The 24,831-nt window shown below is 71.7% G+C and carries 26 protein-coding genes, 1 tRNA gene and 1 pseudogene; 16 read left to right on the top strand and 12 right to left on the bottom strand.

All coding sequences use genetic code 11. The features are described from left to right. Positions 1-72: 72 nt before the first annotated feature. Positions 73-813: a YcnI family copper-binding membrane protein gene (locus tag BLW82_RS21845; RefSeq protein WP_093508186.1), complete on the bottom strand. Its 741-nt coding sequence runs from the start codon at positions 811-813 to the stop codon at positions 73-75. A 233-nt stretch (positions 814-1,046) separates the two neighbouring features. Continuing rightward, on the bottom strand, positions 1,047-1,916 hold the full coding sequence (locus BLW82_RS21850) for a hypothetical protein (protein ID WP_093500961.1): 870 nt from the start codon (positions 1,914-1,916) through the stop codon (positions 1,047-1,049). Between the two features lie 248 nt (positions 1,917-2,164). On the opposite strand from BLW82_RS21850, the gene BLW82_RS21860 reads away from it, so the two are divergent. Both BLW82_RS21860 and BLW82_RS21865 read left to right on the top strand, forming a co-directional pair. After that, entirely contained in the window at positions 2,165-2,614 is a 450-nt protein-coding gene (locus BLW82_RS21860; RefSeq protein WP_093500965.1) for an ATP-binding protein, read from the top strand. Between the two features lie 38 nt (positions 2,615-2,652). Further along, the gene (locus tag BLW82_RS21865) at positions 2,653-3,228 is read left to right on the top strand and encodes a GNAT family N-acetyltransferase (protein ID WP_093500967.1); all 576 of its coding nucleotides are present in this window, start codon (positions 2,653-2,655) and stop codon (positions 3,226-3,228) included. A 251-nt stretch (positions 3,229-3,479) separates the two neighbouring features. On the opposite strand, the gene BLW82_RS21870 is transcribed toward BLW82_RS21865, so the two are convergent. Together BLW82_RS21870 and BLW82_RS21875 are read right to left on the bottom strand one after the other, a co-directional pair. Continuing rightward, positions 3,480-4,949: an aminopeptidase P family protein gene (locus BLW82_RS21870; RefSeq protein ID WP_093500969.1), complete on the bottom strand. Its 1,470-nt coding sequence runs from the start codon at positions 4,947-4,949 to the stop codon at positions 3,480-3,482. Between the two features lie 133 nt (positions 4,950-5,082). After that, positions 5,083-6,468, bottom strand: a complete 1,386-nt coding sequence (locus BLW82_RS21875; RefSeq protein WP_093500971.1) for a PP2C family protein-serine/threonine phosphatase — start codon at positions 6,466-6,468, stop codon at positions 5,083-5,085. A 693-nt stretch (positions 6,469-7,161) separates the two neighbouring features. Here BLW82_RS21875 and BLW82_RS21880 point away from each other — a divergent pair. Together BLW82_RS21880 and BLW82_RS21885 are read left to right on the top strand one after the other, a co-directional pair. Continuing rightward, positions 7,162-7,836 (top strand): bifunctional DNA primase/polymerase, encoded by a 675-nt coding sequence (locus BLW82_RS21880; RefSeq protein WP_093500973.1) that lies wholly within the window; start codon positions 7,162-7,164, stop codon positions 7,834-7,836. 54 nt (positions 7,837-7,890) lie between these two features. Further along, positions 7,891-8,439 (top strand): hypothetical protein, encoded by a 549-nt coding sequence (locus BLW82_RS21885; protein ID WP_093500975.1) that lies wholly within the window; start codon positions 7,891-7,893, stop codon positions 8,437-8,439. 260 nt (positions 8,440-8,699) lie between these two features. On the opposite strand, the gene BLW82_RS21890 is transcribed toward BLW82_RS21885, so the two are convergent. From BLW82_RS21890 to BLW82_RS21900, 3 genes are all read right to left on the bottom strand, one after another. Then, positions 8,700-9,689, bottom strand: a complete 990-nt coding sequence (locus tag BLW82_RS21890) for a DUF5926 family protein (RefSeq protein ID WP_093500977.1) — start codon at positions 9,687-9,689, stop codon at positions 8,700-8,702. 230 nt (positions 9,690-9,919) lie between these two features. Further along, a complete protein-coding gene (locus BLW82_RS21895; RefSeq protein ID WP_093500979.1) occupies positions 9,920-10,558 on the bottom strand; it encodes an ATP-binding protein in 639 nt (212 codons plus the stop codon). Positions 10,559-10,780: 222 nt separating this feature from the next. After that, the gene (locus BLW82_RS21900) at positions 10,781-11,608 is read right to left on the bottom strand and encodes a glycerophosphodiester phosphodiesterase (RefSeq protein WP_093500981.1); all 828 of its coding nucleotides are present in this window, start codon (positions 11,606-11,608) and stop codon (positions 10,781-10,783) included. A 257-nt stretch (positions 11,609-11,865) separates the two neighbouring features. Between BLW82_RS21900 and BLW82_RS21905 the strand changes: the two genes are divergently transcribed. Both BLW82_RS21905 and BLW82_RS21910 read left to right on the top strand, forming a co-directional pair. Continuing rightward, a complete protein-coding gene (locus BLW82_RS21905) occupies positions 11,866-13,335 on the top strand; it encodes a S1C family serine protease (RefSeq protein ID WP_093500982.1) in 1,470 nt (489 codons plus the stop codon). A gap of 60 nt (positions 13,336-13,395) precedes the next feature. Continuing rightward, positions 13,396-13,482: transfer RNA gene (locus tag BLW82_RS21910), tRNA-Ser, on the top strand. A gap of 168 nt (positions 13,483-13,650) precedes the next feature. Here the strand turns inward: BLW82_RS21910 and BLW82_RS21915 are convergent. Then, positions 13,651-13,887: pseudogene (locus tag BLW82_RS21915) on the bottom strand (UTRA domain-containing protein); the annotation flags it as partial. 17 nt (positions 13,888-13,904) lie between these two features. On the opposite strand from BLW82_RS21915, the gene BLW82_RS46325 reads away from it, so the two are divergent. From BLW82_RS46325 to BLW82_RS21930, 3 genes are all read left to right on the top strand, one after another. Further along, positions 13,905-14,243, top strand: a complete 339-nt coding sequence (locus tag BLW82_RS46325) for a DUF2000 family protein (RefSeq protein WP_371131502.1) — start codon at positions 13,905-13,907, stop codon at positions 14,241-14,243. A gap of 202 nt (positions 14,244-14,445) precedes the next feature. Next, positions 14,446-14,655, top strand: coding sequence for a hypothetical protein (locus BLW82_RS21925; RefSeq protein WP_107408618.1), 210 nt, complete (start codon positions 14,446-14,448; stop codon positions 14,653-14,655). 231 nt (positions 14,656-14,886) lie between these two features. After that, on the top strand, positions 14,887-15,789 hold the full coding sequence (locus BLW82_RS21930) for a GNAT family N-acetyltransferase (RefSeq protein WP_093500986.1): 903 nt from the start codon (positions 14,887-14,889) through the stop codon (positions 15,787-15,789). Here the strand turns inward: BLW82_RS21930 and BLW82_RS21935 are convergent. The 4 genes from BLW82_RS21935 to BLW82_RS21950 all read right to left on the bottom strand — a co-directional run bounded on the left by BLW82_RS21935 (position 15,779) and on the right by BLW82_RS21950 (position 18,103). Then, positions 15,779-16,195: a hypothetical protein gene (locus BLW82_RS21935; protein WP_093500988.1), complete on the bottom strand. Its 417-nt coding sequence runs from the start codon at positions 16,193-16,195 to the stop codon at positions 15,779-15,781. The genes BLW82_RS21930 and BLW82_RS21935 overlap by 11 nt on opposite strands. A gap of 130 nt (positions 16,196-16,325) precedes the next feature. Beyond that, a complete protein-coding gene (locus BLW82_RS21940) occupies positions 16,326-16,565 on the bottom strand; it encodes a hypothetical protein (RefSeq protein WP_093500990.1) in 240 nt (79 codons plus the stop codon). A 127-nt stretch (positions 16,566-16,692) separates the two neighbouring features. Next, entirely contained in the window at positions 16,693-17,127 is a 435-nt protein-coding gene (locus tag BLW82_RS21945; RefSeq protein WP_093500992.1) for a hypothetical protein, read from the bottom strand. Between the two features lie 100 nt (positions 17,128-17,227). Next, positions 17,228-18,103: a bifunctional DNA primase/polymerase gene (locus BLW82_RS21950; RefSeq protein WP_093500994.1), complete on the bottom strand. Its 876-nt coding sequence runs from the start codon at positions 18,101-18,103 to the stop codon at positions 17,228-17,230. A 361-nt stretch (positions 18,104-18,464) separates the two neighbouring features. Here BLW82_RS21950 and BLW82_RS21955 point away from each other — a divergent pair, with 361 nt between their 5' ends. The 7 genes from BLW82_RS21955 (at position 18,465) to BLW82_RS21990 (ending at position 24,736) form a co-directional block, all read left to right on the top strand. Further along, on the top strand, positions 18,465-18,782 hold the full coding sequence (locus BLW82_RS21955; RefSeq protein WP_093500996.1) for a hypothetical protein: 318 nt from the start codon (positions 18,465-18,467) through the stop codon (positions 18,780-18,782). 311 nt (positions 18,783-19,093) lie between these two features. Further along, a complete protein-coding gene (locus BLW82_RS21960; protein WP_093500998.1) occupies positions 19,094-20,263 on the top strand; it encodes an acyl-CoA dehydrogenase family protein in 1,170 nt (389 codons plus the stop codon). Further along, a complete protein-coding gene (locus tag BLW82_RS21965) occupies positions 20,241-21,308 on the top strand; it encodes a bifunctional MaoC family dehydratase N-terminal/OB-fold nucleic acid binding domain-containing protein (protein WP_371131373.1) in 1,068 nt (355 codons plus the stop codon). The genes BLW82_RS21960 and BLW82_RS21965 overlap by 23 nt, the downstream gene beginning before the upstream one ends. 1 nt (position 21,309) lies before the next feature. Next, complete coding sequence (locus tag BLW82_RS21970; protein WP_093501000.1) at positions 21,310-22,368, top strand: acyl-CoA dehydrogenase family protein; 1,059 nt, start codon at positions 21,310-21,312, stop codon at positions 22,366-22,368. After that, positions 22,358-22,807, top strand: coding sequence for a MaoC family dehydratase (locus BLW82_RS21975; RefSeq protein WP_093501002.1), 450 nt, complete (start codon positions 22,358-22,360; stop codon positions 22,805-22,807). Before BLW82_RS21970 ends, BLW82_RS21975 begins: the two co-directional genes overlap by 11 nt. Then, positions 22,804-23,970, top strand: a complete 1,167-nt coding sequence (locus BLW82_RS21980) for a lipid-transfer protein (protein WP_093501004.1) — start codon at positions 22,804-22,806, stop codon at positions 23,968-23,970. The genes BLW82_RS21975 and BLW82_RS21980 overlap by 4 nt, the downstream gene beginning before the upstream one ends. Before the next feature lie 190 nt (positions 23,971-24,160). Continuing rightward, positions 24,161-24,736: a SigE family RNA polymerase sigma factor gene (locus tag BLW82_RS21990; RefSeq protein WP_093501006.1), complete on the top strand. Its 576-nt coding sequence runs from the start codon at positions 24,161-24,163 to the stop codon at positions 24,734-24,736. The last annotated feature ends 95 nt before the right edge of the window (positions 24,737-24,831 follow it).

Here is a 24,831-nt window from a genome sequence, read left to right on the forward strand (position 1 = left end):
GGGCCGTACGACAGCTGACCGACAGCTGTCACAGCGTCGCACGACCCCCCGTGCGCGTTACGGACGCGGAACTCAGGCCTCGGTGCCGGTGGTGGACCGGCGGCGACCGGCGAGGACGCCGTAGGCGACCCCGGCCGCGCCGACGGCGATGCCGACGACGCCGAGGACGCGGGCGGTGGTGTCGGTGCCGCTCGAGGAGCCCGAGTCGTCGGAGGAGGCCGTGGTCTCGGTCCTGGCCGCGGTGTCCTCCGCCGTTGTCGAGCCGTGGTGATCATCGGTGGCGGCGGACAGCGTGAGGACCGGGGCCGGGTTCTCCGGCTCGTCCTGGCCCTTCTGCTGGACCTCGATCCACCGGACGACCTCCTTGTTGGAGTACGTCTGGACGGCCTTGAAGACCAGTTCGTCGGTGTTCTCGGGCAGGGCGCCCACGGAGAGCGGGAACTTCTGGAAGTAGCCCGGCTCGATGCCCTTGTCCTCGGCGGTCCAGGTGACCTTGGCGACCGCCTGGTCGATCTTCTCGCCGTGCATCTCCAGCGGCTTGGCCAGCTTGGACTTGGTGACGTCGATCTTCCAGCCGGCCATCGGCTGCGGCATCACGGACGCGATCGGGTGGTCGGCGGGGAAGTTGACCTCGATCTTGGTGGTCGAGGCGTTGTCGCGCTCGTTGGGGACCTTGAAGTCGATGACCGCGTAGCCGCCCTTGGCGGCGGTGCCCTCGGGCTGCACGCTGACGTGTGCGAACGCGGGCGAGGAGACGGCCAGTACGGCCGTACCCGTGACGGCGGCGACGGCGACGACGCGCGAGGCCTTCATGGCGGACACGGCGGACATGGCGGTCATGACGGAAGCCTTCATGGCAGGGAGCACTCCACTCCGAGTGAGTTCTGTCGTTGAGGGGGCGCGTGGCGAGCTGAGAGCCGCAAGTCGACGTTGGACAGCAGGAGGTCGAAAGCGGCTGTCGGAAAGCGCACGCGCGCGTGCCGCACGACGGCGGCAGGCCCCTCCGGATCCGGGCAGACCCCGGGGAGTGCTCTGGTCGCGTCGTGTCAGGCGGCGAGAACGAGTACGGCGGCGGCCACCGGCGGCCCGCGCCGGATCACGGAGTGCTGGAGCGCGACGGTGCGCGGGGCCTGCGGTATGTCCCAGGCGCCGCGACGGTCACGCGCGGGCGCCTCGGGCACGGCCACGAGCCCGGCGCACAGGGCGCGCCCGAGCGCGAGCGCCCCGCGCAGGGCACGGATCAGCGCCCCCTCGGCGACCCCGTGCGCCGAATCGGCCGACAACTGGATCAGCCGCAGCAGCGCCAGGTCGCCCCGGCGCAGCAGCCACCCGGCCACTACGGCCGCGAGAACGTGTCCCAGCAGCATGGGCACGGAGGGCAACAGCGAGCCGGAGGCCCCGGTGGCGTCCGCGGCATGGGCCGCCCCGCTCGTGCCGGTGGCCGGAGCGGAGGTGCTGAGATGCGCGTCCGTGAGGATCTTGTAGGCGTGGGCGGGGCTGATCTGCGCGGCCCCGGCCCCGCACACCAGTCGTGCGGCCCGCTCCACCAGCGTGGTGTCGCTCATGGACATCGACGACATGGACGGCATCGATGACATGGACGATCCGGACATCGAGCCGCCGGACATCGCGGAACCGCCGTGCTGACCGAGTCCGAACAGCGTGTGGAGGACGGTCTGCATCACCGCGAGCAGGGCCACGATCCCCGGCAGCGAACGGGCCCGGCCGGTCAGCGGGGCGACGAGCGCCAGGGTGCCCAGGAAGCCCGCGCCGAGCGTCCACAGCGGAACGGTCGCGCAGGAGGCCAGGGTGTGCCCCGCCGCGGCCAGCACGACGCAGAGCGCGGCGAACACCGCGGCCCGCAGGAGCCGCAGTCCGCTTCCGGTGCGCGCCGCGCGCGGGTGGGGGGCAGTCATGGCGCGCTCATCATCCCACTGGACCCGCACCCGTTGGACGTCAGGTCCGGAAGATTCCGTTGCGCCCGAGGGCGGTGACGGGGAGAAAGAACCGAAAGATCATCCTTGTGGCGAACCACCCGCTCATACACCGAAACATCCACCCGCGCATCCCCCGGATGGGCGTTCTCACATCAACGGAGTGCTTACACCCGGGCACGGGTGGCAATAGGTATCGGTATGTCGAGCCGCGGCCGGGAGGCTGGAGCATGAGCATCTGGTGGTCACTCCATCTGCGGCGTGAGGCCGCGAGCGTGCCGCTCGCCCGCCGACTGCTGATCGGCACGATGGAGACGGCGGGCGTCGACCCCGACATCTCCTACGACCTCTCCGTCGCCCTCAGCGAGGCCTGTGCGAACGCCGTCGAGCACGGCGGGGCCGGCCGTACCTCGGAGGCGTACCGGGTCACCGCGTACCTGGACGGCGAGAAGTGCCGTATCGAAGTGGCCGATTCGGGCCCGGGGCTCGCGCCGGGGTTCGCCCGTACCCAGGACATCAGGCCCGCCCGTCCCGACGCCGAGAACGGGAGAGGCCTCTGTCTCATCAGAGAACTCGCGGATCACGTCCACATCGGCAACAAGCCGGGCCGCGGCGGCACCGTGGTCAGCTTCGACAAGATCCTCAAGTGGAAGAAAGATCCTTCCCTGCTTTCGGCATGACTCTCGCCCCGGCATAACACCCGCGCTAGGGTGCGCGCATGATTCTCAGGAAGATTAAAGAAAGCCTGCTCGTCCCCGGCGTGATATTGCGTCCCATTGCCGTCGGCGACGCGAAAGCGCTGTGCGCCGCATACGTCGGCAGCAGACGTCATCTCGAACCCTGGGAACCGGTCAGACCCGAGTCCTTCTTCACCGTCGACGGCCAGGCCGAACGCATCGAAGGCCTGCTCGGGCAGGCCGCGGACGGTCTCGTGGCCCCCTGCCTCATGGAGTCGGCCGAGGACGGCCGGATCGTCGGGGCTATCACCCTTTCCGGAATTTCCCTCGGTCCTTTCTGCAGTTCTTACGTCGGTTATTGGGTGGCCGGTGATCAGCAGGGCCGCGGTCTGGCCACCGCGGCGCTGGAACGGGTCTGCGAGATCGCCCGGGACGTGGTGGGACTTCACCGGATCGAGGCGTCCACGCTGATCGAGAACACGACGTCCCAACGCGTGCTGAAGAAATGCGGGTTCGAGACGATCGGGGACGCCCCGCAGTATCTGCACATCAATGGAGAATGGCGGGACAGCCGGCTGTTCCAGCGGATCCTGCACAACCGCGTCCCGGCGCTGTGACCAGTGGCTTCCCGACTGGTTCAGCCTCCCGGGCGTTCACAGGCCGTTGCCGGCCCCTGCCCACGCCCCTGACAAGGGGCGTTCGGGCCCGCCGGCCGAAGCGTTGTTCTCGGACGCCCCGCCTTCTCTGCGGCGCCCCGACTGGAGCGCCCCTCCAGGGGCGCGGGGAACTGCGCGGGCAACCGCACACAACCCGCGGACAGACGAATGGCCGGGGACCCCCTCTGGTACCCGGCCATTCACCTCACACGTCAGCCCTTGAGCGAAGCCATCCAGGCCTCGACCTCGTCCGACCGCCGAGGCAGCCCCGCGCTCAGGTTCCGGTTCCCGTCGGCCGTCACCAGGATGTCGTCCTCGATCCGGACGCCGATACCCCGGTACTCCTCCGGCACGGTCAGGTCGTCGGCCTGGAAGTACAGCCCCGGCTCGACGGTCAGCACCATCCCCGCCTCCAGGACGCCCTCCACATACGTCTCGGTCCGCGCGGCAGCGCAGTCGTGGACGTCGAGCCCGAGCATGTGCCCGGTGCCGTGCAGCGTCCACCGGCGCTGCAGACCCAGCTCCAGCACCCGCTCCACCGGCCCCTGAACGAGCCCCCACTCGACGAGCCGCTCGGTCAGCACCCGCTGCGCGGCGTCGTGGAAGTCGCGGTACTTGGCGCCCGGCTGCACCGCCGCGATGCCGGCCTCCTGGGCGTCGTACACGGCGTCGTAGATCTTCTTCTGGATCTCGCTGTACGTGCCGCTGATCGGCAGCGTGCGCGTGACGTCGGCGGTGTAGAGGCTGTGCGTCTCGACGCCCGCGTCCAGCAGGAGCAGGTCGCCGGAGCGCACCGGGCCGTCGTTGCGGACCCAGTGCAGCGTGCAGGCGTGCGGGCCGGCCGCGCAGATGGAGCCGTAGCCGATGTCGTTGCCCTCCACGCGCGCGCGGAGGAAGAAGGTGCCCTCGATGTAGCGCTCGCTGGTGGCCTCGGCCTTGTCGAGGACCTTCACGACGTCCTCGAAGCCGCGGACGGTGGAGTCGACGGCCTTCTGCAGCTCGCCGATCTCCCAGTCGTCCTTGACCAGCCGGGCCTCGGAGAGGAAGACCCGCAGCTCCTCGTCGCGCTCGGCGGTGACCTTGTCGGTCAGCGCGGCCTCGATGCCGGCGTCGTACCCGCGGACCACCCGCACCGGGCCGGTGGCCTCGCGCAGCTTGTCGGCCAGCTCGCGCACGTCGGCGGCGGGGATGCCGTAGAGCGCCTCGGACTCGGTGAGGGAGTGGCGGCGGCCGACCCACAGCTCGCCCTGGCCGGAGAGCCAGAACTCGCCGTTCTCGCGGTCGGAGCGGGGCAGCAGGTAGACGGTGGCCACGTGACCGTCGTCCTTCGGCTCCAGGACGAGTACGCCGTCCTCGGTCTGGTTGCCGGTCAGGTAGACGTACTCGACGGACGCCCGGAAGGGGTAGTCCGTGTCGTTCGAGCGGGTCTTCAGGTTGCCGGCCGGGATCACCAGGCGCTCGCCCGGGAAGCGGGCGGACAGCTCGGCGCGGCGGCGGGCGGTGTGCCCGGCCTGCTCGACGGGCTGGAGATCGCGCAGCTCCGTGTCGGCCCAGCCGGACTTCATGCTCTCGGCGAGCTCGTCGGACACGCCCGGGTACAGGCCGTTCTTGCGCTGCTTGATCGGCTCTTCCGGCTCGGTCTCCGGGGTCTCCGGATTTTCCGGGGTCAGCTCGTCGGACACGGTTATCCTCCTCGACACTGCTGTGGATCCCGTCCATCGTACGGTCGTACCGGACGGCGTCCCAGGCACTGTGGGCCCGCGGCCGTGTGAGGTGTGTTCGCCTCCGTCGTGCACCGTCCTGTTGACTGACCGGTCAGTCGAACCGGGCCGCCAGCAGGACCACGTCCTCATCGCTGTCGGCCGCGTCCAGGCCGCCCGGCAGCACCGTGCGCAGGACGTGGTCGGCGATCGCGCCCGGGTCGTGGCGCAGTGCGCGCGGGACGCTCGCGGCGGCGGTGTGCAGCCGGGCGAAGGCGCGGTCCATGGGGTCGCCGGTGCGGTGCAGCAGTCCGTCGGTGTAGAGGAGCACGGTCTCGCCGGCCTCCGCCTCGATCTCCACGCTGGGCGCCTCCCAGCAGGCGAGCATGCCGAGCGGCGCGGACACCGAGGTCTCCGCGAACTCCGTGCGGTGCTCCCCGATCAGCAGCGGCGGGCTGTGCCCCGCCCCGGCGAGGGTGACCTTGCGCAGCGCGGGCTCGCAGTAGGCGAACAGGGCGGTGGCGGAGCGGGCCGGCTCGGTCAGCCGCAGCAGCAGCTCCAGGTCGGAGAGGACCGCGACCGGGTCCTCGCCCTCCATCACGGCGTACGCCCGCAGCGAGGCGCGCAGCCGGCCCATCGCGGCGACCGCGCTCGGCCCGGAGCCGGTGACGGAGCCGACGGCGAGGCCGAGGGCGGCGTCGGGCAGCGGCAGCGCGTCGTACCAGTCGCCGCCGCCGCGCGGGCCGGTGCGGTGCCGGGCGGCGAGCTGGACGCCGGACACCCGGGGCAGCCGGGACGGGAGCAGTTCCTCCGCGATGGTCGCCATGCACGCGCGCGTGCGCTCGACCTCCAGCAGCCGGGCCAGGTGCGCGGCCGCGTGCCTGACGTACAGGCCGGTCAGGTGGCGCCGGCGCTCGTCCGGCTGGGCCGGTTCGTCGTACAGCCAGGCGACCGCGCCGAGGCGGTCGGCGGCGCAGGTGCCGAGGGGGAGCGCGTAGCTGGCGGCGTAGCCGAGGCGGGCGGCGACCTCGCGGTGGCGCGGGTCGAGGGCGTCCTCGGCGAACAGGTCGGGGTGCGCGGTCTCGGCGGCGGTGCCGGTGTCGTACGGCAGCGCGCCGCGCGGAACCGTCTCCAGGTGGCCGAGGTCGGCGCGGCCGAGTCCGAGGCCGAGCGTGGTGTGCGGGCCCAGCCCGTCGGCGGGCTCCAGCGCCGCCACCCCACGCCGGGCGCCCACCAGGGCGGCGCCGGCGCGCAGCAGTTCGTGGAGGGCCGGTTCCAGCGCGTCGGTCCGGACGAGCCGTTCGGTCAGTTCGTGCAGGGTGGTGAGGTCGGAGACCCAGCCGGCCAGCCGGTCCTGGAGGACGGTGCCGGGTGCCGGGGCGGCGGGGGCCTTCGGGACCGTAGGTGCGGCCGGGGCGGGGGGAACCGGCGCGACAGTGTGTGCGGGAGTGGGGACCGTTGAATCGATTCCAGCCACTTTCGGAGGGTGCGGGGCGTTCATCGCGTCCGGCTTTCAGACCTGTGCGTATTGCTCAAAAGCATCGCAAACCCCCATGTCTTTCTGCGCCGCCGGCGGTGTCTCCACATGTACACGCACTCGTGAGGGGATGTCCAGCATTGTCCTGCTGGGATTCCTGGTGTCCGTGGGCCCCTTGAGGTGTTCTCGGCGGGTTCTCCCGGACCGCTTGCACAAAAGCAAAGTTGGCTTAAAACTGACTCGGGCAACGGCTCACTGCGGTCGACTGGCCTTGCTCCACAGAGCGTCACAGCGGTCGTGATGGGTACGTACTCGGTGAAGGCCAGGGGTGGTTGGGGACCACCCGGAACCTGGCGACGGACCCGGGCGTCTTAACCACCGACGACCGTGCCCCATCCTCCCGTGGCGGAGGCGGAGAGAAACACTCGGAACGGCAAAACGCCAGACTTCGCCACCCCCACGCCGTGGCCGTGCTTTTGATAGACGCAGTACGAGACGTAGTGCGAGCAGTACGGGCAGTACGTGCAGTACGCGGTACGAGCAGTACGACGCAGTTCTTGTGAACGCGGGCGCGGCCCCCGCTCGACCCCGATGGGGTTCCCCTTGCCCAGCGCAGGGGTGTGATGCGCCAACAGGTACGCACAGTGAAGTGATCGACACATGATGTGATGTGGTCCACGGTGTTGCCAGCGGTGCAACGGAAAGGAACGAGCGCTCATGCGCGAGATCCTCGGAAGGCGACGCAGGCTCCTGTCCAGGCGGAACGACAAGGGGCCTGAGCTTCTCGGCGCGGCCCTGACCTTCGCGACGGAATGGCAGTGGCCCGTACTCCCGGGCGTGGCTCCCGACCCTCAGGGGCGGGCCCGGTGCGCGTGTCCCGACCCCGAGTGCACGGTGCCCGGTGCACACCCCTTCGACCCCGGCCTGCTCGCCGCCACCACGGACGAGCGCATGGTCCGCTGGTGGTGGGGGAACCGGCCGACGGCCCCGATCGTCCTCGCCACCGGCGCCGCCGGCGGCAAGGCACCCTGCGCGGTCAGCCTGCCGGCCCTCGCCGCCTCCCGCGCCCTTGCCCTCCTCGACCGCCGCGGCATGCGCCTCGGCCCGGTGGTCGCCGCGCCCACCCGCTGGGCGCTGCTCGTCAAGCCGTACTCCATGGAGCAGCTGGGCGAGCTGCTCTACGCCAAGGACTTCGTCCCCGGCTCGCTCCGCTTCCACGGCGAGGGCGGCTATCTCGCCCTGCCGCCCTCCGAGACCGGCCAGGGTGCCATCCGCTGGGAGCGGGCCCCGCTGGCCGGCTCGGCCAAGCCCTGGGTGCCCGATGTGGAGGCCGTGGTGGACGCCGTGGTCGACGCCCTCACCCGTACGGGTGTGAGCGCACCCGAGTTGTAGGGGTGTCGGGCGCGCGAACACGGCTTGTCGCGTCCGCCTGGTTACCCTCCGCACATGAACGTGCGTCTCCTCGCCCTCGCGGGCGTCATGGTGTGCGCGGTAGCGCTGCCGCTGGCCGTGGCGTCCGCGGGACAGGTGGGCGACGCCGCCGTACCCGCCGCCCGGCACGACGACGAGAAGCTGCCGGTGCCCGTCCGGTCCCCGCTGGTGCTCGGCCTGGGTCTCGCCACGGCCGCCCGCTGCGGTCCGGAACTCACCTCGCCCGACGGCGTCGAGGCGCAGACCTGCGTGATGGCCCAGGGCGCGGACACCTGGGCGCGCACCTACTACCGCAACGCCACCGGCGCGGCCCTCGAGGGCGTGCTGAGCCTCCTCGGCCCGAACGGCCGCACCGTGCAGACGCACTGCGCCGCCGACGCCGCCGCCGACGACGAGCCGGCCACCTGTGAGACGCCCCGGGAGCACACCCGGGGCGCGCTGGACGCCTACACGGCCGTCACGGAGTTCGCGGCGCGCGACGGTGACGGCCCGCTGCTGCTGCGCTCGGCGAGCAACTCGGGTGACGGCGGTGCCGGGGACTCCGTCCTGAGCAACTCCCAGTAGTCGCACGGGAGTTGACGGACCACTGCGGTCCGTACACCGGACGCGGACATGAAAAGGCCCGATTGCTGGCGACGGGGGATGCACCAGCAACCGGGCTACTGAGACGGTAACAAGAGATCGGCGGTTCGCAAATTCGATCTCGGCTATTCGGACACGCATTTGCTTGCCGTGTAGGGAAGTTGTGACAGGAGTCACCGGAGTCGACGGGCCTGGGGCGGCTGACCGACCGGTCAGCCGCGACCCTGTGCCCGCGCCGATCGTCAGCTGAGCGTGACCTGTCGGTTGGTGAGTCCGCCGCGGGCCCGTCGCTCGTCCGCGGTGAGCGGTGCCGTCGAGGCCAGCGCGGTCGCGAGGCGCTCGGCGAACTCGGCGGCAGGCTTCTCCACGTCCTCGGCGCCGACCTCGCTCGGCAGGTCCCAGACCGGCACGGTGAGGCCGTGGGCACGGAAGGAGCCGACCAGCCGGGTCCCCTCGCCCAGGCCGGACCGGCCCGCCGCGTGCAGCCGCGCGAGAGCGTCCAGAAGCTGCTCCTCGGGGTACGGCATGACCCACCGCAGGTGGTTCTTCTCGGGCGTCTCGCACCAGTAGGCGGAGTCGACGCCGGTCAGCTTCACCGTCGGGATGGCCGCCGCGTTGGCCCGCTCCAGGGAGGCGGTCACGTCCGGGGTGGCGTTCGCGGCGTCCTGCACCCAGAACTCGAAGCCGTCGTGCACAACTGGCTCGAACGGCCCCTTCGGGTCGAGCAGGTCCTGCAGCCGGGGGCTGTCGGCAGGGGCGCGGCGGCCCTGTACCGGGGTGCCCGGCTCGGCGGTGAGGGCGCGCCGGAGCGTGTCGGCGAGGTCGCGGCTGATGTCGCCGGAGGCCGTGTCGTTCTGCAGGCCGAGCAGGACCGTGCCGTCGTCGCGGCGGAGCGCCGGCCAGGCCATCGGCAGCACGGTGGCGAGCGTGACCGAGGGGACGCCCTCGGGCAGACCGTCCTTCAGGGTCAGCTCGACGGTGGCGGCGGGGACCAGTTCGCGCAGCGCCACCCAGTCGCCCTCGCCGGCCAGCCCCTCGAACGGGCGGTGCACCAGCTCGGTCGCCGCGTGCGCCGCCGCCCGGCCGTGGCACGCCTTGTAGCGGCGGCCGCTGCCGCAGGGGCAGGGCTCCCGGGCACCGACGACCGGATAGTTCACATCAGCGCCTTCGGCGTGGGTTGCATCGCCGGGCTGCGGCCGCGTGGCCGTCGTCTGGGGTCGCTTCTTGGCCATCTGGGTGTCTCCCGGTTACGGCTCGTCTCGTACGGGCGGGAGCCTAGCCGTTCATGCCCCGGACCACGGGAACCTGTGGACGACGGCGCCGCCACGGACCGTACGGCCGGTCACCCTGCGGACGGCCGGTCACCCTGTCGACGGAGGCACCGTCGCGCATCCGCCCGGTCCGGGGCGCCGAGGGCTCGGTCCAGGTCGACGGAGCCGCGTCGGTCCGGGTCGTCGACGATTCAGTCCAGGTCGTCGAAGGAGTCCGCGAAGTCCAGGTCGGTCATCTCCGGGACGCGGGGTGCCGTGACGCGCGTAGCGAAGGCGTCGCGGCGGTCCGGGGTGCCCGGTCCGCGCACGTCCTTGTGGACCACGACCCAGACGGTCACCTCGCCCCGGGCATCGTCCCGCACGCCCCAGTCGTCGGCCAGGGCCGTGATGATGTTCAGCCCGCGACCGCCGTGCGCCGTGACCGACGGGGTCATGGGGGCCGGGCGGGTCGGGCCGCCGCCGTCCGTCACCTCGACGATCAGCCGGCCGCGCGTGTCCACCTGCCAGGCGGCCCGGACGTCGCCGTCCCCGGCCAGGGCGTCCCCCAGGGGGCGCCCGTGTTTGCAGGCATTGCTCAAAAGTTCGGAAAGGATCAGTACGGCATCGTCGATGACCGCTTCCGACAGGCCGCCCGTGCGCAACTGATTGCGCATCCGGTGTCTCGCCTTCCCCACGCCCGCAGGGCCATGGGGTACGGCCATGCTCGACGACGTGGGCACCTCCTGTGCCACCACCAACGCCACCCCCGAGACCTCCTTTGCCCCACGCCACGGTGTGGATGCCCCATTGGCCTGAACCGGAAACCGGCCAATGAATGCCCGGTGACGCATTCGCAACGGACGAATACGTGCCGAACGCGCCGGAGCACTCCCTGTGACGGGTCGTCGCCAGATCCCCCGGATATGGCTACGTGTGGCTGAATTTCGATGGTGTGGCCGAGAAGTGAGGATGCTGTGGGCGGGTTGTCGGGTCAAGGGATGCGAGATGTCCTTACTCGACTCTTTATCTGAGCCCTGGTCAGGACGGTCCTGGGCCGCCGCCCCGGGTGCCGCTCAGCGCCCCAGCCGGCTCAGCACGGCGGCCGGCCGATTGGTGATGATCGCGTCGATGCCGAGTTCCACGCACAGGTCCACGTCCTCAGGATCGTTCACCGTCCAGACGTGCACCCGGTGGCCGTTGCGCTGCAGCCGTTCGATGTAGGCCGGGTGATTGCGCACGATCCGGATCGAGGGGCCCGCGATCCGCACCCCGGCCGGCAGCCGCCCGTCGCGCAGCCGGGGCGAGAGGAACTGCAGCAGATAGACCGTCGGCAGCGTCGGCGAGGCCGCCCGCACCCGGGCCAGCGACCGCGCGGAGAAGCTCATGACCCGCACCGGCGACTCCTCCGGGGCGGCCGGCGCGTCCAGCCCGAACCGCTTGAGCAGGACCAGCAGCCGTTCCTCGACCTGCCCCGCCCACCGCGTGGGGTGCTTGGTCTCGATCGCCAGCTCCACCCGCCGCCCGGCGTCGGCGACCAGCTCGAGCAGCCGCTCCAGCGTCAGTACGGCGGTGTCCGCGCGGTCCTCGGGCCGGAACTCCCAGTCGGGCTCCTCGTCCCGCCCGCGCCAGGCCGGACCCTTCCGCCACGAACCGAAGTCCAGGGCGGCCAGGTCCGCGAGCTCCAGGGCCGAGACCGCGCCCCGCCCGTTGGACGTACGGTTGACCCGCCGGTCGTGGACACACACCAGGTGGCCGTCGGCGGTCAGGCGTACGTCGCACTCCAGGGCGTCGGCGCCGTCCTCGATGGCCTTCCGGTACGCGGCCAGCGTGTGCTCGGGGGCGTACTCGGAGGCCCCGCGGTGCGCGACGACCTGGATGCGATGCTGTGGTGCGTGGGTCACCGCGACATGGTGCCACCGAGCGGGGGTGGCTGGGGGCATCACCGATGCCGGTAAAGAGAACTTTTGTCGGACAAGCACTATATAAAGGTTGTCCGTGTACCCACAGCCACCGCTTATGGTGCCCTGACGGCCTGTGGGAAAAGCTGACGGCATACAAAAGCACATGCACAGCCGAATCGCGCCGGACCGACAGCAAGCGTGAAAGAGCGTGACCGAGTGCGACCGAGAAGAAGAGCCGTGGACCGAGGAGAGAAGCTGTGAGCACCGAGAACGAGGGCAACCCGGTACCCCCGGCCCCGTCCGCACCTCCCGTGCCGCCGTCGTCTCCCGCCGCCCCGCCCCAGGCAGCCGCGTCCGACGGCGGGGAAGCGCCGACCGGCCCGATCGCGCCGACGCCCCAGGGTGCGCCCGCGAGCGACCCCTACGGGCCCGCACCTCAGGCCCCCGACGCCGCCTGGCCGCCGCCGCCCCCCGCGACCCCCGCCTACGCGGACCCGGGCGCCGGCGCCGGCTGGGGCTCGTCGTACGACCAGCAGCACCAGCAGTACCAGCAGTACCAGCACCAGCCGTTCCAGCAGCCGCAGCACGCGCCGAAGAAGGGCAGCGGGCGCGGCGGCCTGATCGCCGCCGTCCTGGTGGCCGCGCTGGTCGCGGGCGGCCTCGGCGGCGGCCTCGGTTACACGCTGGCGAAGAACAACGACGACGGCGGCTCCACGACCATCTCCGCGTCCTCCAGCGGCGGCGCCACCCAGGTCAAGCGCGCCGCCGGCACCATCGCGGCGGTGGCCCAGAACGCGCTGCCCAGCACGGTCACCATCGAGTCCGAGGGCACCAACGGCGAGGGAGGCACCGGCACCGGCTTCGTCTTCGACAAGCAGGGCCACATCATCACCAACAACCACGTGGTCGCCGACTCCCTCGACGGCGGCAAGCTGACCGCGACGTTCCCGGACGGCAAGAAGTACGACGCCGAGGTCGTCGGCCATGCCCAGGGCTACGACGTCGCGGTGATCAAGCTCAAGAACCCGCCGTCGGACCTGAAGCCGCTCGCCCTGGGCGACTCCGACAAGGTCGCCGTCGGCGACGAGACGATCGCGATCGGTGCCCCCTTCGGCCTGTCCAACACGGTCACCACGGGCATCATCAGCGCCAAGAACCGCCCGGTCGCCTCCAGCGACGGCAGCTCCACCAGCAAGGCGTCGTACATGAGCGCCCTGCAGACCGACGCCTCCATCAACCCGGGCAACTCCGGCGGTCCGCTGCTCGACGCCTCCGGCGCGGTGATCGGCATCAACTCCGCGATCCAGTCCGCGTCCAGCGGCGGCCTGGGCAGCACCGGGCAGTCGGGCTCGATCGGTCTCGGCTTCGCCATCCCGATCAACCAGGCCAAGTACGTGGCCCAGCAGCTGATCAAGACCGGCAAGCCGGTCTACGCGAAGATCGGCGCGTCGGTGTCGCTGGAGGACGGCACCTCCGGCGCCCAGATCACCGACTCCGGTTCGGGCGGCTCCGCCGCGGTGGAGTCGGGCGGCCCCGCGGACAAGGCCGGCCTCAGGCCCGGCGACGTCATCACCAAGCTGGACGACAGGGTGATCGACAGCGGCCCGACACTGATCGGCGAGATCTGGACCCACAAGCCCGGCGACAAGGTCGAGATCACCTACAAGCGGGGCGGCAGCGAACACACGACCACCGTCACCCTCGGCGCCCGCGTCGGCGACAACTGACCCGCACCCGCCCGCACGGACCGGTTACTCTGTTCCCCGCGCCGACCTCCGTCGGCGCGGGGTGGGTTGCCCGAGCGGCCTAAGGGAACGGTCTTGAAAACCGTCGTGGCAGCGATGTCACCGTGGGTTCAAATCCCACACCCACCGCTTGACGTTTACGGCCCCTGACCAGGCAAGACGGTCGGGGGCCGTTGGCGTGTGCGCTCCCTCTCGGTCACCGCTGTTCCCCCTGGTTTCCCGCTCTATCGGGCACGCAAGGGGCACGGCTGGGGCACGACCTGAAGGCCTCGGATCATGGCCTGAGGGGGCTGTCGCCTACCGGTTGATGGGAATCTCGTAGACGATCTCGCAGTGGGCGGCGGGCACGATGATGTCCGCGGTCTCCACGGGCCGTCCCTGGTCGCTGTAATAGGTCCGCCGGATGTGGGTGACGAGAGCGGCCTTCTGGATACCGAGGAGCGATGCCTCCTCGGCGGTCGCCTGCCGAGGCTCGGGCTGCTCCACGGCGTGGCTGACGGTGATCCCGATGGCGGCCATGCGTTCGACGACGCCCGGGTGTCGGCCCCGCCCTGCCCCGTGCCGTCCTCAGCTCCGTCCTCTTCGCGACCGGAAACGACCGCGCCGATCGTGTCGCCGTCCGGGCCATGCCGACCGGGAAGCTGAGTCTCACGGGGCCGGCGGTGTACGGGCCGCCGAACGCGGTGGGCAAGGTCCTGAAGGGCGCGCGGATGCGCGCGGATGCAAAGGCGACTGAATCTTTACAGCGAATGCGCAACTGCGGCACGGGGGCGTTCGGTTGGGGCGGAGTTGTCGTGGTCGGAGCTGCCGTGGCAATAGCTGTCGGTTTCCGGTGCCGGGCTACATGTAGAGAAGCTGCCCTCAATTCGTGTGCATGCGCGCATGGATGAGTACTCGACCGTTCCAACTGCCCTGCCAGGAGCGGTGAGCGACTGGATGCCGGGCACGCCCCGTGATTTGATCCTTCGCGCCGCCTGGATCGCGCCAAGACGTCCGGAAACGGATGGCGCGGGCCTGCGGTCGCGGCCCATCGGCTATCCCCAGCTTGGCCGCTCCCCCTTGTGGAACATCCATATGAAGGGCAGTTTCCTCATGAACTCCGCTCCCCAGGTTCAGACCCTTGAAATCACTGACGCCGAACTCGACACCGTTTCCGGCGGCCTGAGCCCGCAGGTCGGCATCGCCGCCGGTCCCACGGCGGTCAGCAGCTCGGACCTCGTGACTCAGTTCGGTGCGGTCAAGGACGGCGTCCTGGACACCGTCGGCCAGTACCACCAGGTCGGCATCACCGTCTCCTTCTGATCGTCAAACCGCGGGATCGCCGATACCGGCAGCCTGACCGCCGATCCGCGTCCACGGCGACAAGCCCTCTACCCGCGGATCTTCGCTGGTAGAGGGCTTGATCATGAGAGGTTGCCACTTCTTGTCCGGGGTCCCGTCGGGGATCTTGGCGACCTGCGCTTTCCTGTTCGGCAGGGGGTAGGTCCGGCGGGGTCCGACTGGTTGCGTGGTCCGAGTGGTAGGGCATGGGGCATGCGCTCATCCGACTGGTACCTGACCCATGATGTCGACGAATTCCTCGCCCGCGCCGGGGAGTTCCTGCGTTCGCGTCCCGGCCCGCACGTCATGCAGTCGACGTGGGCCGAGAGGGTGCGGGTGCGAGGGGCCGCGGCGTTCGGCCCCGGCGTCCCCGTCTTCGGGATGCTGGAGCGGGGCGGTGAGGTGCACGCCACCTGCTACCGCCTCCCGCCCCGTGGGTTCGGCCTCTCCCCGCTCACGCCCGAGCAGGCCGACTCGCTCGCCGACCGGCTGGCCGGCCTCGGGGACCCCGTTCCCTCCGTCAGCGCGGACCACGGCACGGCCACCGCCTTCGCCGAGGCCTGGCAGCGGCGCACCGGCGCGACGCCGACGCTCCGGGACACGCGGCTGTGCCTGTACCGCCTCGGCACGCTCACCCCACCGGACCCGTTGCCGGCGGGCCGGGGCCGCGTCCTCGGCGAGCAGGACCTCGAGGAGGCCATGTTCTGGTGCGGCGAGTTCGCCAAGGCTGTCGGGGAGGACGTGGTCATCGACGCGGGGACCTGGGCCGGGACGCGCTTCGCCGACAAGACCTACACCCTGTGGGAGACCCCGGACGGCACTCCCGTCTCCGTCGCGGGACTCAATCCGCTGATCGGCGGCCAGATGCAGGTGGACGTCGTCTACACCCCGGCCCACCTGCGCGGTCGCGGTTACGCGGCGGCCGTGACGGCGGAGGTGAGCCGGGCCGCGCTGGCCGCGGGGGCGCAGGACGTCGTCCTGTTCGCGGACCTGTCCAACCCCACCAGCAACGCGCTGTACCAGCGCCTCGGCTTTGAACGGTTGAGCGAATGGTCCGGGTACGACTTCTCGGCGGCCGCGCCGGCGGTCCCGCCGGCCGCCGGGATCAGTCGCTGAGCCAGTCGTTGATGCGCTTCTCCCACTGCCTGTCGTCGGTCGTCTCCATGAACTCACGGCGGTTGACGAGCAGGTAGATGTCGCCCGGGGACGGAACGGCGGCGGTGGTGGTGAGGATGAGGGGCTTGCCGGCGTTGAGAAGGCCGCCCATGAAGCGGCCGTAGAGCTCGGTGAAGCGGGTCTCGGCCGCGGTGATGTCCGTGCGGGCCAGGACGAGGGGGCCGGTGTCCGACCAGTTGGTGAGGACGAGCCGGTCGGGACGGAGGACGATCCGGCCGCGGCGCTGGAAGAGGGCTTTCTGGCTGACCAGCGCCGCGGCCCTGTCGGCGCCCTGCTTGCGGCTCAGCTCGTCGGCGGTGGCCGCGATGTAGTCGGCCTCGGCGAGGGGGGTGTCGGCGGTGTTCATGGAGTTCTCCAGTTCTCCGATTCCCCGGTTTTCAGGTGCTCCGGTGCTCCGGTGCTCCGGTGCTCCGGTGCTCCGGTTCTCCGGTTCTCCGGTTCTCCGGTTTCCGGTTTTTCGGTGGTGGTGGGGCGGGTCAGGACACGGTCAGGGAGATCCGCTGGTGCAGGCGGTCCGAGGCGCTGCCGACGCTGAGGGTGAACGTCCCCGGTTCCACCACGGACGTCGCCCGCGGAGCCGGGGCCGCCCTGGCCGCCGTGACGACCGGGGCCGCCCCGGCCGTCACAGCGGCGGTGGCGGCGGCGGTGGCAGCGGCGGCGGTGGCGGCCGCGGCGGTGCCCACCAGGGCACGCCGGGAAATCTTCGCCTGATCCATGCCGCCAGCATGGCGAGCGGGTGCCGACCCGATCAGTTCCCGAAAGTCTGCGTCCGCGCATCTTTCGTAGCTGCCTCGGCATTCCCAAGTCGCGGCGCGCAGCGCGCGGATACCAGAGATCAGCCCCTCAGATCTCGTAGTCCGCCGCCAGCTCCTCCCAGGCCACCTCCCGCAGCCCCTGGTCCGCGTCGTGGCCCGACGGCGGCTGAGGTGTGGCCTGGAACCAGACGATCGTGAGGGCCGAGCCGTGGAGGACCTGGTCGATGTCCGGGGCGACGGGCGCGGAATCGAACAGGCCGGTGCAGGCGACGGGCGGCAGGATCTCCACCGGGCCGAAGGGGCGGGCGCGGTCGTCGTCGGGGTGTTCGCGCGGGGGCGGGACCAGATGGGTCGGGGTGTGCGGGTACTCGGCGGTGGCCGCGGCCAACAGGCGTTCGATGCGACGGTCGTTCAGGCTCTGGTTCGGATAGCCCTCCAGCAGTCCGCTGTACGTCGACGAGAGCCGGAGGTGGGAGAGACCGATCACTCGCCCGGAGGTGAGGACGACACGGGTCAGGGTCATGGAGGGAAGGCTAGACGTGGGGGCGGCCCGGGTGTGTTCGATTTTCAGGGCTCCGCGGAACCTCTCAGGGCTCCGCAGAACCTCTCAGGGCGTCTCAGGGTCAGGGCCGGTGGCCGGTCATGCGGGCCGCCGACGCGATCGTCGCGCGGGCCTCCTGTTCCGTGAGGCCCGTGTGGACCGCCGCGTCGATCAGCGGAGCCCGCAGGGCGCGGCCGATGCCGTTCTCGTAGGCGCGGCAGGCCGCCCAGAAGAGGCGGGTGTTGCGCTGACCCGCGTGGGCGGAGAGGACGAACTGGACCAGGCCCTGGCCGCGGTTGCCGACCGAGGGGTGGGTCGCGGGGTGCGGCGCGCGCGGCGGCGGGAGCAGGAGGCGGAGCAGGGACGGGGGACAGGGCGCGGGGACCAGGTGCTCGGTGCCGGGGGCGACGGCGTAGACGCCGTGGTCGGTGCGGGAGCCCGGACCGACCAGGTAGCCGCCGGCACCGCGGATGTCGATGCCGGGGGCGAGCCGGCCGGCCGAGTTGGGGACGACGGTGTCCGGCGGTCCGGTCAGCCAGAGGTGGCGGCCGCCGCTCGGGGTGAGGACGACGACCGTGGGCGGGATGGTGAACAGGTGCCGCAGGGCCAGTTCCCGCAGGGCGCCCGTGGCGTCCGTGCCGCCCTTCACGTCCAGGTCGACGCCGATCAGACGGTGCGGGGGCAGCCCGCAGGCGATGCCGTAGCCGGTCGCCCAGGGCGCCGCGGCGAACAGTTCGCGGATGCGGGTCGGGTCGGTGGTGGCGTCGTACACCCCGTGGCCGGGGCGGCCGCACTCGCCGTGGCAGGGCGGCGGCGCGGCGTCGGGGTCGAGGCGGTGGGGGGAGCGCAGGGCGGGGAGCTTGGTGCGGGACAGGGGGATGACGGCCAGGCCGCGCTCGGCGGCTGACAGGGCGTGTGCGAGGGCCAGCGTCGTGGCCTGCCGATCGGTGGTGGCCATGCATCTATTTTCGTACGCGCGTTCGAAAAAAGGAAGGGGGTGCCGGTGTGACACGCCGGTGGCGGTGGCGGGGGCGCGGATCGGGAGCGGAACGGTTTTTCCCTTGGAGGGCTTGATGTGGGGTGTTGTCCCGAGTGGTCACGACTGGGGTGAGAGTCAACCAAAGATGGTGAAAGGGGTTTATCGACTTGTCATCACGCTTGAGGGCGAATAAGGGCTTCCGGGGTGGTTCGCCGGGGATTCGGTGGGCAACTCTGGTCTCGCGACGTCGAAGACAACCACCGGGGCGGTCGGCCAACTGCCCGGGAAAAAGGCTTACTTGACGAACGTCCGGCACAGCCGGGCTCTGAGAGGAAACAACATGGCAAGCATCCGTACCGCCCGCGTTCTCGCCGCCGTCTCCGCCCTCCCGCTCGCCGCCGCCCTTTTCGCCGGTGTCGCGACAGCGGACAACGGTGCGATCGCGGACCACGGATCGAGCGCCAACGCCGGCACGGCGGGCATCATCGGCAGCGGGGTCGGCCACAACAACAACGGCAACTCCTCCACCACCCAGCAGAACGCGGTGGGCAACGGCGCCTCGAACCAGAGCAACACCGCTCAGGTCAACGGCTCCGCGTGGACCGCGCTCCAGCAGGGCAACGACAACGTCGCCGTCCACTTCACCCGGCTGTGGTAAGCCCCGCCTGAGCCCTGGTGGGGTGTGGTCTGTGGGGATGGGCAGTGCGTCCGCGCGGCGGTGCTTCGGCGCCGCCGCGCAGGCGTTTCCGGCTGCTTCCGGCACTCCCCCTAGGCCTCTTGTCGCCCACGCCCCCTCCTGTCTCCCCTGCCGCCCCTCCTGCCGTCCCCTTTCTCTGCCTGCCGCCCCTCCTGCCGTCCCCTTTCTCTGCCTGCCGCCCCTCCTGCCGCCCCCTTTCGCTGCCCGCCGCCCCTCCTGCCGCCCTCTTTCGACCTTGACAGCCAGCCGCATCTGACGGACAGTCAGAAACCATGCATCTGGCTCCCACCGAACGCCAGCAGCGGCTGCGCGCCGAACTGCGCGCCTACTTCCGGTCCTTGATCCCGCCCCCCGCCCCCGAGGACCCCGCCGACCGCCGCGCCCTGCTGCGCCGCATCGGCGCGGACGGCCTGCTCGGCCTCGGCTGGCCCGTCGAGTACGGCGGCCAAGGGCGGGGTGCGGACGAGCAGTTCGTGTTCTTCGACGAGGCGTACCGGGCCGGCGCCCCCGTCTCGATGGTCACCCTGAACACGGTCGGGCCGACGCTGATGAAGTACGGCAGCGCGGCGCAGAAGGCCCGCTTCCTGCCCGGCATCCTCCGCGGCGACCTGGTCTTCGCCATCGGCTACAGCGAACCCTCGGCGGGCACCGACCTGGCCGCGCTTCGCACCCGGGCGGTGCGGAACGGCGACGGCTGGCGGATCGACGGGCAGAAGATCTTCACCTCGGGCGCCCAGCACGCCGACTGGATCTGGCTGGCCTGCCGCACCGATCCCGAGGCGCCCAGGCACCGCGGCATCTCGATCCTTCTCGTCCCCACGGACGCGCCCGGGTTCTCCTGGACGCCGATCGAGACCGTGGGCGGGCAGATCACGACGGCGACGTACTACGACGGCGTCCACGTCCCCGCCGACAGCCTCGTCGGCGCCGAGCACGACGGCTGGTCGCTCATCACCAACCAGCTCAACCACGAGCGGGTCGCCCTCGCCGCGACCGGCATGCAGGCCGAGGACTTCTACGCGGCCGCGCTCACCGCCTCCCGCACCCCCGATCCGGTGACCGGTCGGCGCCGCATTGACGAGCCGTGGATTCGTTCTCGGCTGGCCGAGGCGCATGCCCGACTTGCGGCGAACCGCCTGCTCAGCTGGCGTCTGGTGGGGGACGCGGGGGCGGGCCGGGTGGCTCCCGCGGAGGCCAGCGGGGTGAAGTTCGCGGGAACGGAATCGGCAGTCGCGACGTATCGCATGTGTCAGGAGATCGTCGGCGAGGCGGCATGGGTCCGGTCCGGTTCGCCGGGAGTCTTCGGGGACGGCGAGCTGGAGCGGCTCAACAGGGCGGCACAGATCAACACGTTCGGGGGCGGGGTGAGCGAGGTGCAGCGGGAGATCGTCGCGACGATGCGGCTCGGGATGCGGAGGGGTGGCCGTGGCCGGGGGGACTGACGAGCTGGGGGCGCGGCTCAAGGCGTACGAGGGGCAGCCGGCCTCCCGGGCGGGCATCGCCAAGGACCCCGTCAACCTGCCCATGATCCGGCACTGGTGCGAGGCGATGGGCGACACGAACCCGGCGTACGAGGGGCCGGACGCGATCGCCCCGCCCACCATGCTCCAGGCCTGGACGATGGGCGGCCTCTCCGGGAACACGGCACGCACCGGCGCGTACGACGAGATGTCCGCCCTGCTCGACGCGGCGGGCTGTGTCTCGATCGTCGCCACCGACTGCGAGCAGGAGTACCTGCGCCCGCTGCGGCCGGGCGACGAGCCGGCCTTCGACACGGTGATCGAGTCGGTGTCCGCGCGGAAGACGACGAAGCTGGGCACGGGCTACTTCGTCACCACGCGCACGGACATCCGGGTCGGCGAGGAGCTGGTGGGCGTCCACCGTCTCCGCGTCCTCAAGTACGCGCCCGCGGGGCGGCCGGCCAAGGCTCCGCCGCGCCCCCGTCCGGTGGTCAACCGGGACAACGCCGGCTTCTGGGAGGGCGTGGCCGCGGAGCGGCTCCTCATCCAGCGGTGCACCGGCTGCGGCACCCTGCGCCACCCCTGGCTGCCGGGCTGCAACGCCTGCGGCTCCCTCGACTGGGACACCGTCGAGTCGTCCGGCGAGGGCACGGTCTGGTCGTACGTCGTGATGCACCACCCGCCCTTCCCGGCTTTCGACCCGCCGTACGCGGTCGGCCTGATCGAGCTCGCCGAAGGCGTGCGGATGGTGGGCAACGTGGTGGGGGTGCCGTACGACAAGGTGCGGATCGGGCTGCCGGTACGGGTGGAGTTCCGCCGCTACGAGGACGAGGGCGGGGCGTCGACCCTGCCCGTCTTCCGGGTGGCCGACACGCTCGGCAGCCTCGGCACGCTCGACGCTGCGGGGACTGCGGGGACTGCGGGGACTGCGGGGACTGCGGGGACTGCGGGGACTGCGGGGACTGCGGGGGTTGCCGGGGCTTCCAGCGCTTCCGGGGCTTCCGGCGCTCTCGGTGCGGAGGCCTGACGTGGACTTCACGCCCACCGAGGACCAGGCCGAGGCCCGTGATCTGGCCGCGCGGATCTTCGCCGACCTCGCCACCCACGAGCGGCTGCGGGCGGCCGGCACCGGCAGCGACCCGGAGCTGTGGAAGGCGCTGTGCGGTGCGGGACTGGTCGCCGCGGTCGCGGAGCTGGGCCTGCTGGGACTGGTGCTCCTGCTGGAGGAGCAGGGGCGTACCACGGCCCAGGTGCCGTACGCGGCGAGCTGTGTGTACGGGCAGCTGACGATCGCCGCGCACGGCACCGGCGACCAGCGGGCGCGGCTGCTGCCGGGGATCGGGGACGGGTCGGTGGTGGTGGCGGGGGCGTTCCCGGCCCAGCAGGGGGTGCGGCCCTCCGCGCGGGGCGGACTGAGCGGCACCGTCCCCGTGGTCCCGTGGCTGCGGGACGCCACCCACGCCCTGGTCGCGGACGCCGGCCGGCAACTGTGGCTGGTGCCGCTCGGCGTGGGCACCGGCACCGGCACCCGCATCGAGGAGGCCGAGCTGACCGCGCCCTGGTCGGCGGGGCGGCTCGTCCTCGACGAGGCCCCGGCCGAGGTCCTGGGCTCCGGTCCCGGCCCGGATTCCGGCCCCGACGTCTACGCCGACGTCCTGGCCACCGCCCGCACCGCCTTCGCCGGTCTCCAGGCGGGCGTCTGCGCGGGCTCCCTCGCCCGGGCCGTGGCCCACACCAACACCCGCGAGCAGTTCGGGCGCCCGCTCGCCACCCGGCAGGCCGTCCAGCTCCGGGCCGCCGACGCCCACATGGACATCGAGGCGATACGGGTGACGGCGTACGAGGCGGCCTGGCGGCGGGACGCCGGCCTGCCGTACGCCACGCACGCGCTGACCGCGGCCTGGTGGGCGTCCGAGGCCGGGCAGCGGGTCGTGCACACCGGGCAGCACCTGCACGGTGGCGCGGGTGCCGACGTCGGCCATCCCGTGCACCGGCACTTCCTGTGGGGCCGGCAACTGGACGCGTATCTGGGCAGCGGGAGCGAAGTGCTCCAGGAACTGGGGGAGTTGATCGAGAGTGGGAGTTGAGACGACCCGGCCGGGAGTGGGCACCGAGCTGCCGCCGCTGGAGATCCCGGTCACACGGACGCTGATCGTGGCGGGAGCGATCGCCTCCCGGGACTACCAGGACGTGCACCACGACGCCGAACTGGCCCGGCAGAAGGGCTCCCCGGACATCTTCATGAACATCCTGACGACGAACGGCCTGGTCGGCCGGTACGTCACCGATTACTTCGGCCCGACGGCCGAGCTCCGCAAGGTCGCCATCCGGCTCGGGGCGCCCAACTACCCGGGGGACACGATGGTGCTGACCGGCCGGATCGAGGAGCTGGACGACGAGCGGGGGACGGCTACGGTCCGGGTGGTCGGCGCCAACGGCCTCGGCAACCACGTGACCGGCACGGTGACCCTCACCTTCACCGAAGCCACGGTGACCGTCACCCTCACCGACGAGGCGGACTCATGAGCGTGCGGGGCCGGGACTCGCTCGGCGGGCGGGCGGCGGTCGTCGGCATCGGGGCGACCGAGTTCTCCAAGGACTCGGGGCGCAGCGAGCTGCGGCTGGCGGCGGAGGCGGTGCGGGCCGCGCTGGACGACGCGGGGCTGTCCCCGGCGGACGTGGACGGCATGGTGACGTTCACGATGGACACCAGCCCGGAGATCACCGTGGCGCAGGCCTGCGGGATCGGCGAGCTGTCCTTCTTCTCCCGCGTCCACTACGGCGGCGGCGCGGCCTGCGCGACCGTCCAGCAGGCGGCACTGGCGATCGCGGCCGGGGTCGCCGAGGTGGTGGTCTGCTACCGCGCCTTCAACGAGAGATCGGGCCGCCGCTTCGGCTCGGGGGTACAGCACCGGGAGCCGTCGGCGGAGGGCGCGGCGCTCGGCTGGGTGCTGCCGTTCGGCCTGCTCACCCCGGCGTCCTGGGTGGCGATGGCGGCGCAGCGCTACCTGCACACGTACGGGCTGACCCCGGAGGCGTTCGGGCAGGTGGCGGTGACCGGCCGCGCGTACGCGGCGACCAACCCGGCCGCCTGGTTCCACGGCCGCCCCATCACCCTCGCGGACCACGCGGCCTCCCGCTGGATCGTCGAGCCGCTCCGGCTCCTGGACTGCTGCCAGGAGACGGACGGCGGCCAGGCCCTCGTCGTCACGTCGGTGGAACGGGCCCGCGACCTGCCGCATCCGCCGGCGGTGATCGCGGCGGCCGCGCAGGGGGCCGGCCGGGCCCAGGAGCAGATGACCAGCTTCTACCGGGACGACCTGACCGGGCTGCCGGAGATGGGCGTGGTGGCCCGCCAGCTGTGGCGCACCAGCGGACTGGCCCCGGCGGACATCGACGTGGGGATCCTGTACGACCACTTCACCCCGTTCGTGCTGATGCAGCTGGAGGAGTTCGGGTTCTGCGGGCGGGGGGAGGCCGCGGACTTCGTGGCCGGGGCGCGGCTGCCGCTGAACACGCATGGAGGCCAGCTCGGGGAGGCCTACCTGCACGGGATGAACGGGGTGGCGGAGGGGGTGCGCCAGCTGCGCGGCACCGCCGTGAACCCCGTACCGGGCGCGGACCGGGTCCTGGTGACGGCCGGCACGGGCGTACCGACGTCCGGGCTGGTCCTGACCTCGGACGGGTGAGGCCGCCACCCCCTGGGGTCCGCCGGGGTCCCCCCGGGCCCTCCCCCTCAGGGGTAAACCCGCAGGAGTTCCACACCCGTACTCCACCTTCAGGAGGTGTGGGCAGCCTCACCCCTACAACCTGAGGGGGACCCGGCTTCGGGACCTGCGGCCGATCCGCGGTGACACCGCGCGCTCATAGCGTGGAGCCATGACCACACCCGTCTGCACCGGCGCTTCGGACGCCGCCGCTGTCTCGGCGCGGCAGACCCGCCCGTACGCCCGCCCCTCCTATCCGTCGTTCGCGTCGTACGTCAGGGCCCGCCAGCCCGTCCTGCTGCGCACCGCCCGGTCGCTGACCGCGAACCCGAGCGATGCCGAGGACCTCCTCCAGACCGCGCTCGCCAAGACCTACGTGGCCTGGGAGCGGATCGAGGACCACCGGGCCCTCGACGGCTATGTGCGCCGGGCCCTGCTCAACACCCGGACCTCGCAGTGGCGCAAGCGCCGGGTCGACGAGTTCGTCTGCGACGAGATGCCCGAGCCCGAGCCGGTGCCCGGTGAGGACGACCCGGCCGAACGGCAGGCGCTGCACGACGCGATGTGGCGGGCGATCACGAAACTCCCGGCGCGGCAGCGGGCGATGGTGGTGCTGCGGTACTACGAGGACCTGAGCGAGGTGCAGACGGCCGAGGTGCTCGGGGTCTCGGTGGGCACGGTGAAGTCGGCCGTGTCGCGTGCGCTGGGCAAGCTGCGCGAGGACCCGGAGCTGGACCTCGCACGCTGACCGGCCGGCCTTCGGCGCGTCCGGAACTGCCGGAGCGTCCCGGGGTGTTCGAAGCGTCCGAACGGGCTTTGTTGGCTTCCTCCTAGTGACATACC

This window comes from Streptomyces sp. Ag109_O5-10 (assembly GCF_900105755.1).
In the GTDB taxonomy this organism is placed as follows: Bacteria; Actinomycetota; Actinomycetes; order Streptomycetales; family Streptomycetaceae; genus Streptomyces.

Bases quoted from the DNA above. Each gene is read 5' to 3' on its own strand.
- BLW82_RS21845 (WP_093508186.1), bottom strand. From the start codon at position 813: ATGAAGGCCTCGCGCGTCGTCGCCGTCGCCGCCGTCACGGGTACGGCC.
- BLW82_RS21850 (WP_093500961.1), bottom strand. From the start codon at position 1,916: ATGACTGCCCCCCACCCGCGCGCGGCGCGCACCGGAAGCGGACTGCGG.
- BLW82_RS21860 (WP_093500965.1), top strand. From the start codon at position 2,165: ATGAGCATCTGGTGGTCACTCCATCTGCGGCGTGAGGCCGCGAGCGTG.
- BLW82_RS21865 (WP_093500967.1), top strand. From the start codon at position 2,653: ATGATTCTCAGGAAGATTAAAGAAAGCCTGCTCGTCCCCGGCGTGATA.
- BLW82_RS21875 (WP_093500971.1), bottom strand. From the start codon at position 6,468: ATGAACGCCCCGCACCCTCCGAAAGTGGCTGGAATCGATTCAACGGTC.
- BLW82_RS21880 (WP_093500973.1), top strand. From the start codon at position 7,162: ATGCGCGAGATCCTCGGAAGGCGACGCAGGCTCCTGTCCAGGCGGAAC.
- BLW82_RS21885 (WP_093500975.1), top strand. From the start codon at position 7,891: ATGAACGTGCGTCTCCTCGCCCTCGCGGGCGTCATGGTGTGCGCGGTA.
- BLW82_RS21890 (WP_093500977.1), bottom strand. From the start codon at position 9,689: ATGGCCAAGAAGCGACCCCAGACGACGGCCACGCGGCCGCAGCCCGGC.
- BLW82_RS21895 (WP_093500979.1), bottom strand. From the start codon at position 10,558: ATGCGTCACCGGGCATTCATTGGCCGGTTTCCGGTTCAGGCCAATGGG.
- BLW82_RS21925 (WP_107408618.1), top strand. From the start codon at position 14,446: ATGAACTCCGCTCCCCAGGTTCAGACCCTTGAAATCACTGACGCCGAA.
- BLW82_RS21930 (WP_093500986.1), top strand. From the start codon at position 14,887: ATGCGCTCATCCGACTGGTACCTGACCCATGATGTCGACGAATTCCTC.
- BLW82_RS21935 (WP_093500988.1), bottom strand. From the start codon at position 16,195: ATGAACACCGCCGACACCCCCCTCGCCGAGGCCGACTACATCGCGGCC.
- BLW82_RS21940 (WP_093500990.1), bottom strand. From the start codon at position 16,565: ATGGATCAGGCGAAGATTTCCCGGCGTGCCCTGGTGGGCACCGCCGCG.
- BLW82_RS21945 (WP_093500992.1), bottom strand. From the start codon at position 17,127: ATGACCCTGACCCGTGTCGTCCTCACCTCCGGGCGAGTGATCGGTCTC.
- BLW82_RS21950 (WP_093500994.1), bottom strand. From the start codon at position 18,103: ATGGCCACCACCGATCGGCAGGCCACGACGCTGGCCCTCGCACACGCC.
- BLW82_RS21955 (WP_093500996.1), top strand. From the start codon at position 18,465: ATGGCAAGCATCCGTACCGCCCGCGTTCTCGCCGCCGTCTCCGCCCTC.
- BLW82_RS21960 (WP_093500998.1), top strand. From the start codon at position 19,094: ATGCATCTGGCTCCCACCGAACGCCAGCAGCGGCTGCGCGCCGAACTG.
- BLW82_RS21980 (WP_093501004.1), top strand. From the start codon at position 22,804: ATGAGCGTGCGGGGCCGGGACTCGCTCGGCGGGCGGGCGGCGGTCGTC.
- BLW82_RS21990 (WP_093501006.1), top strand. From the start codon at position 24,161: ATGACCACACCCGTCTGCACCGGCGCTTCGGACGCCGCCGCTGTCTCG.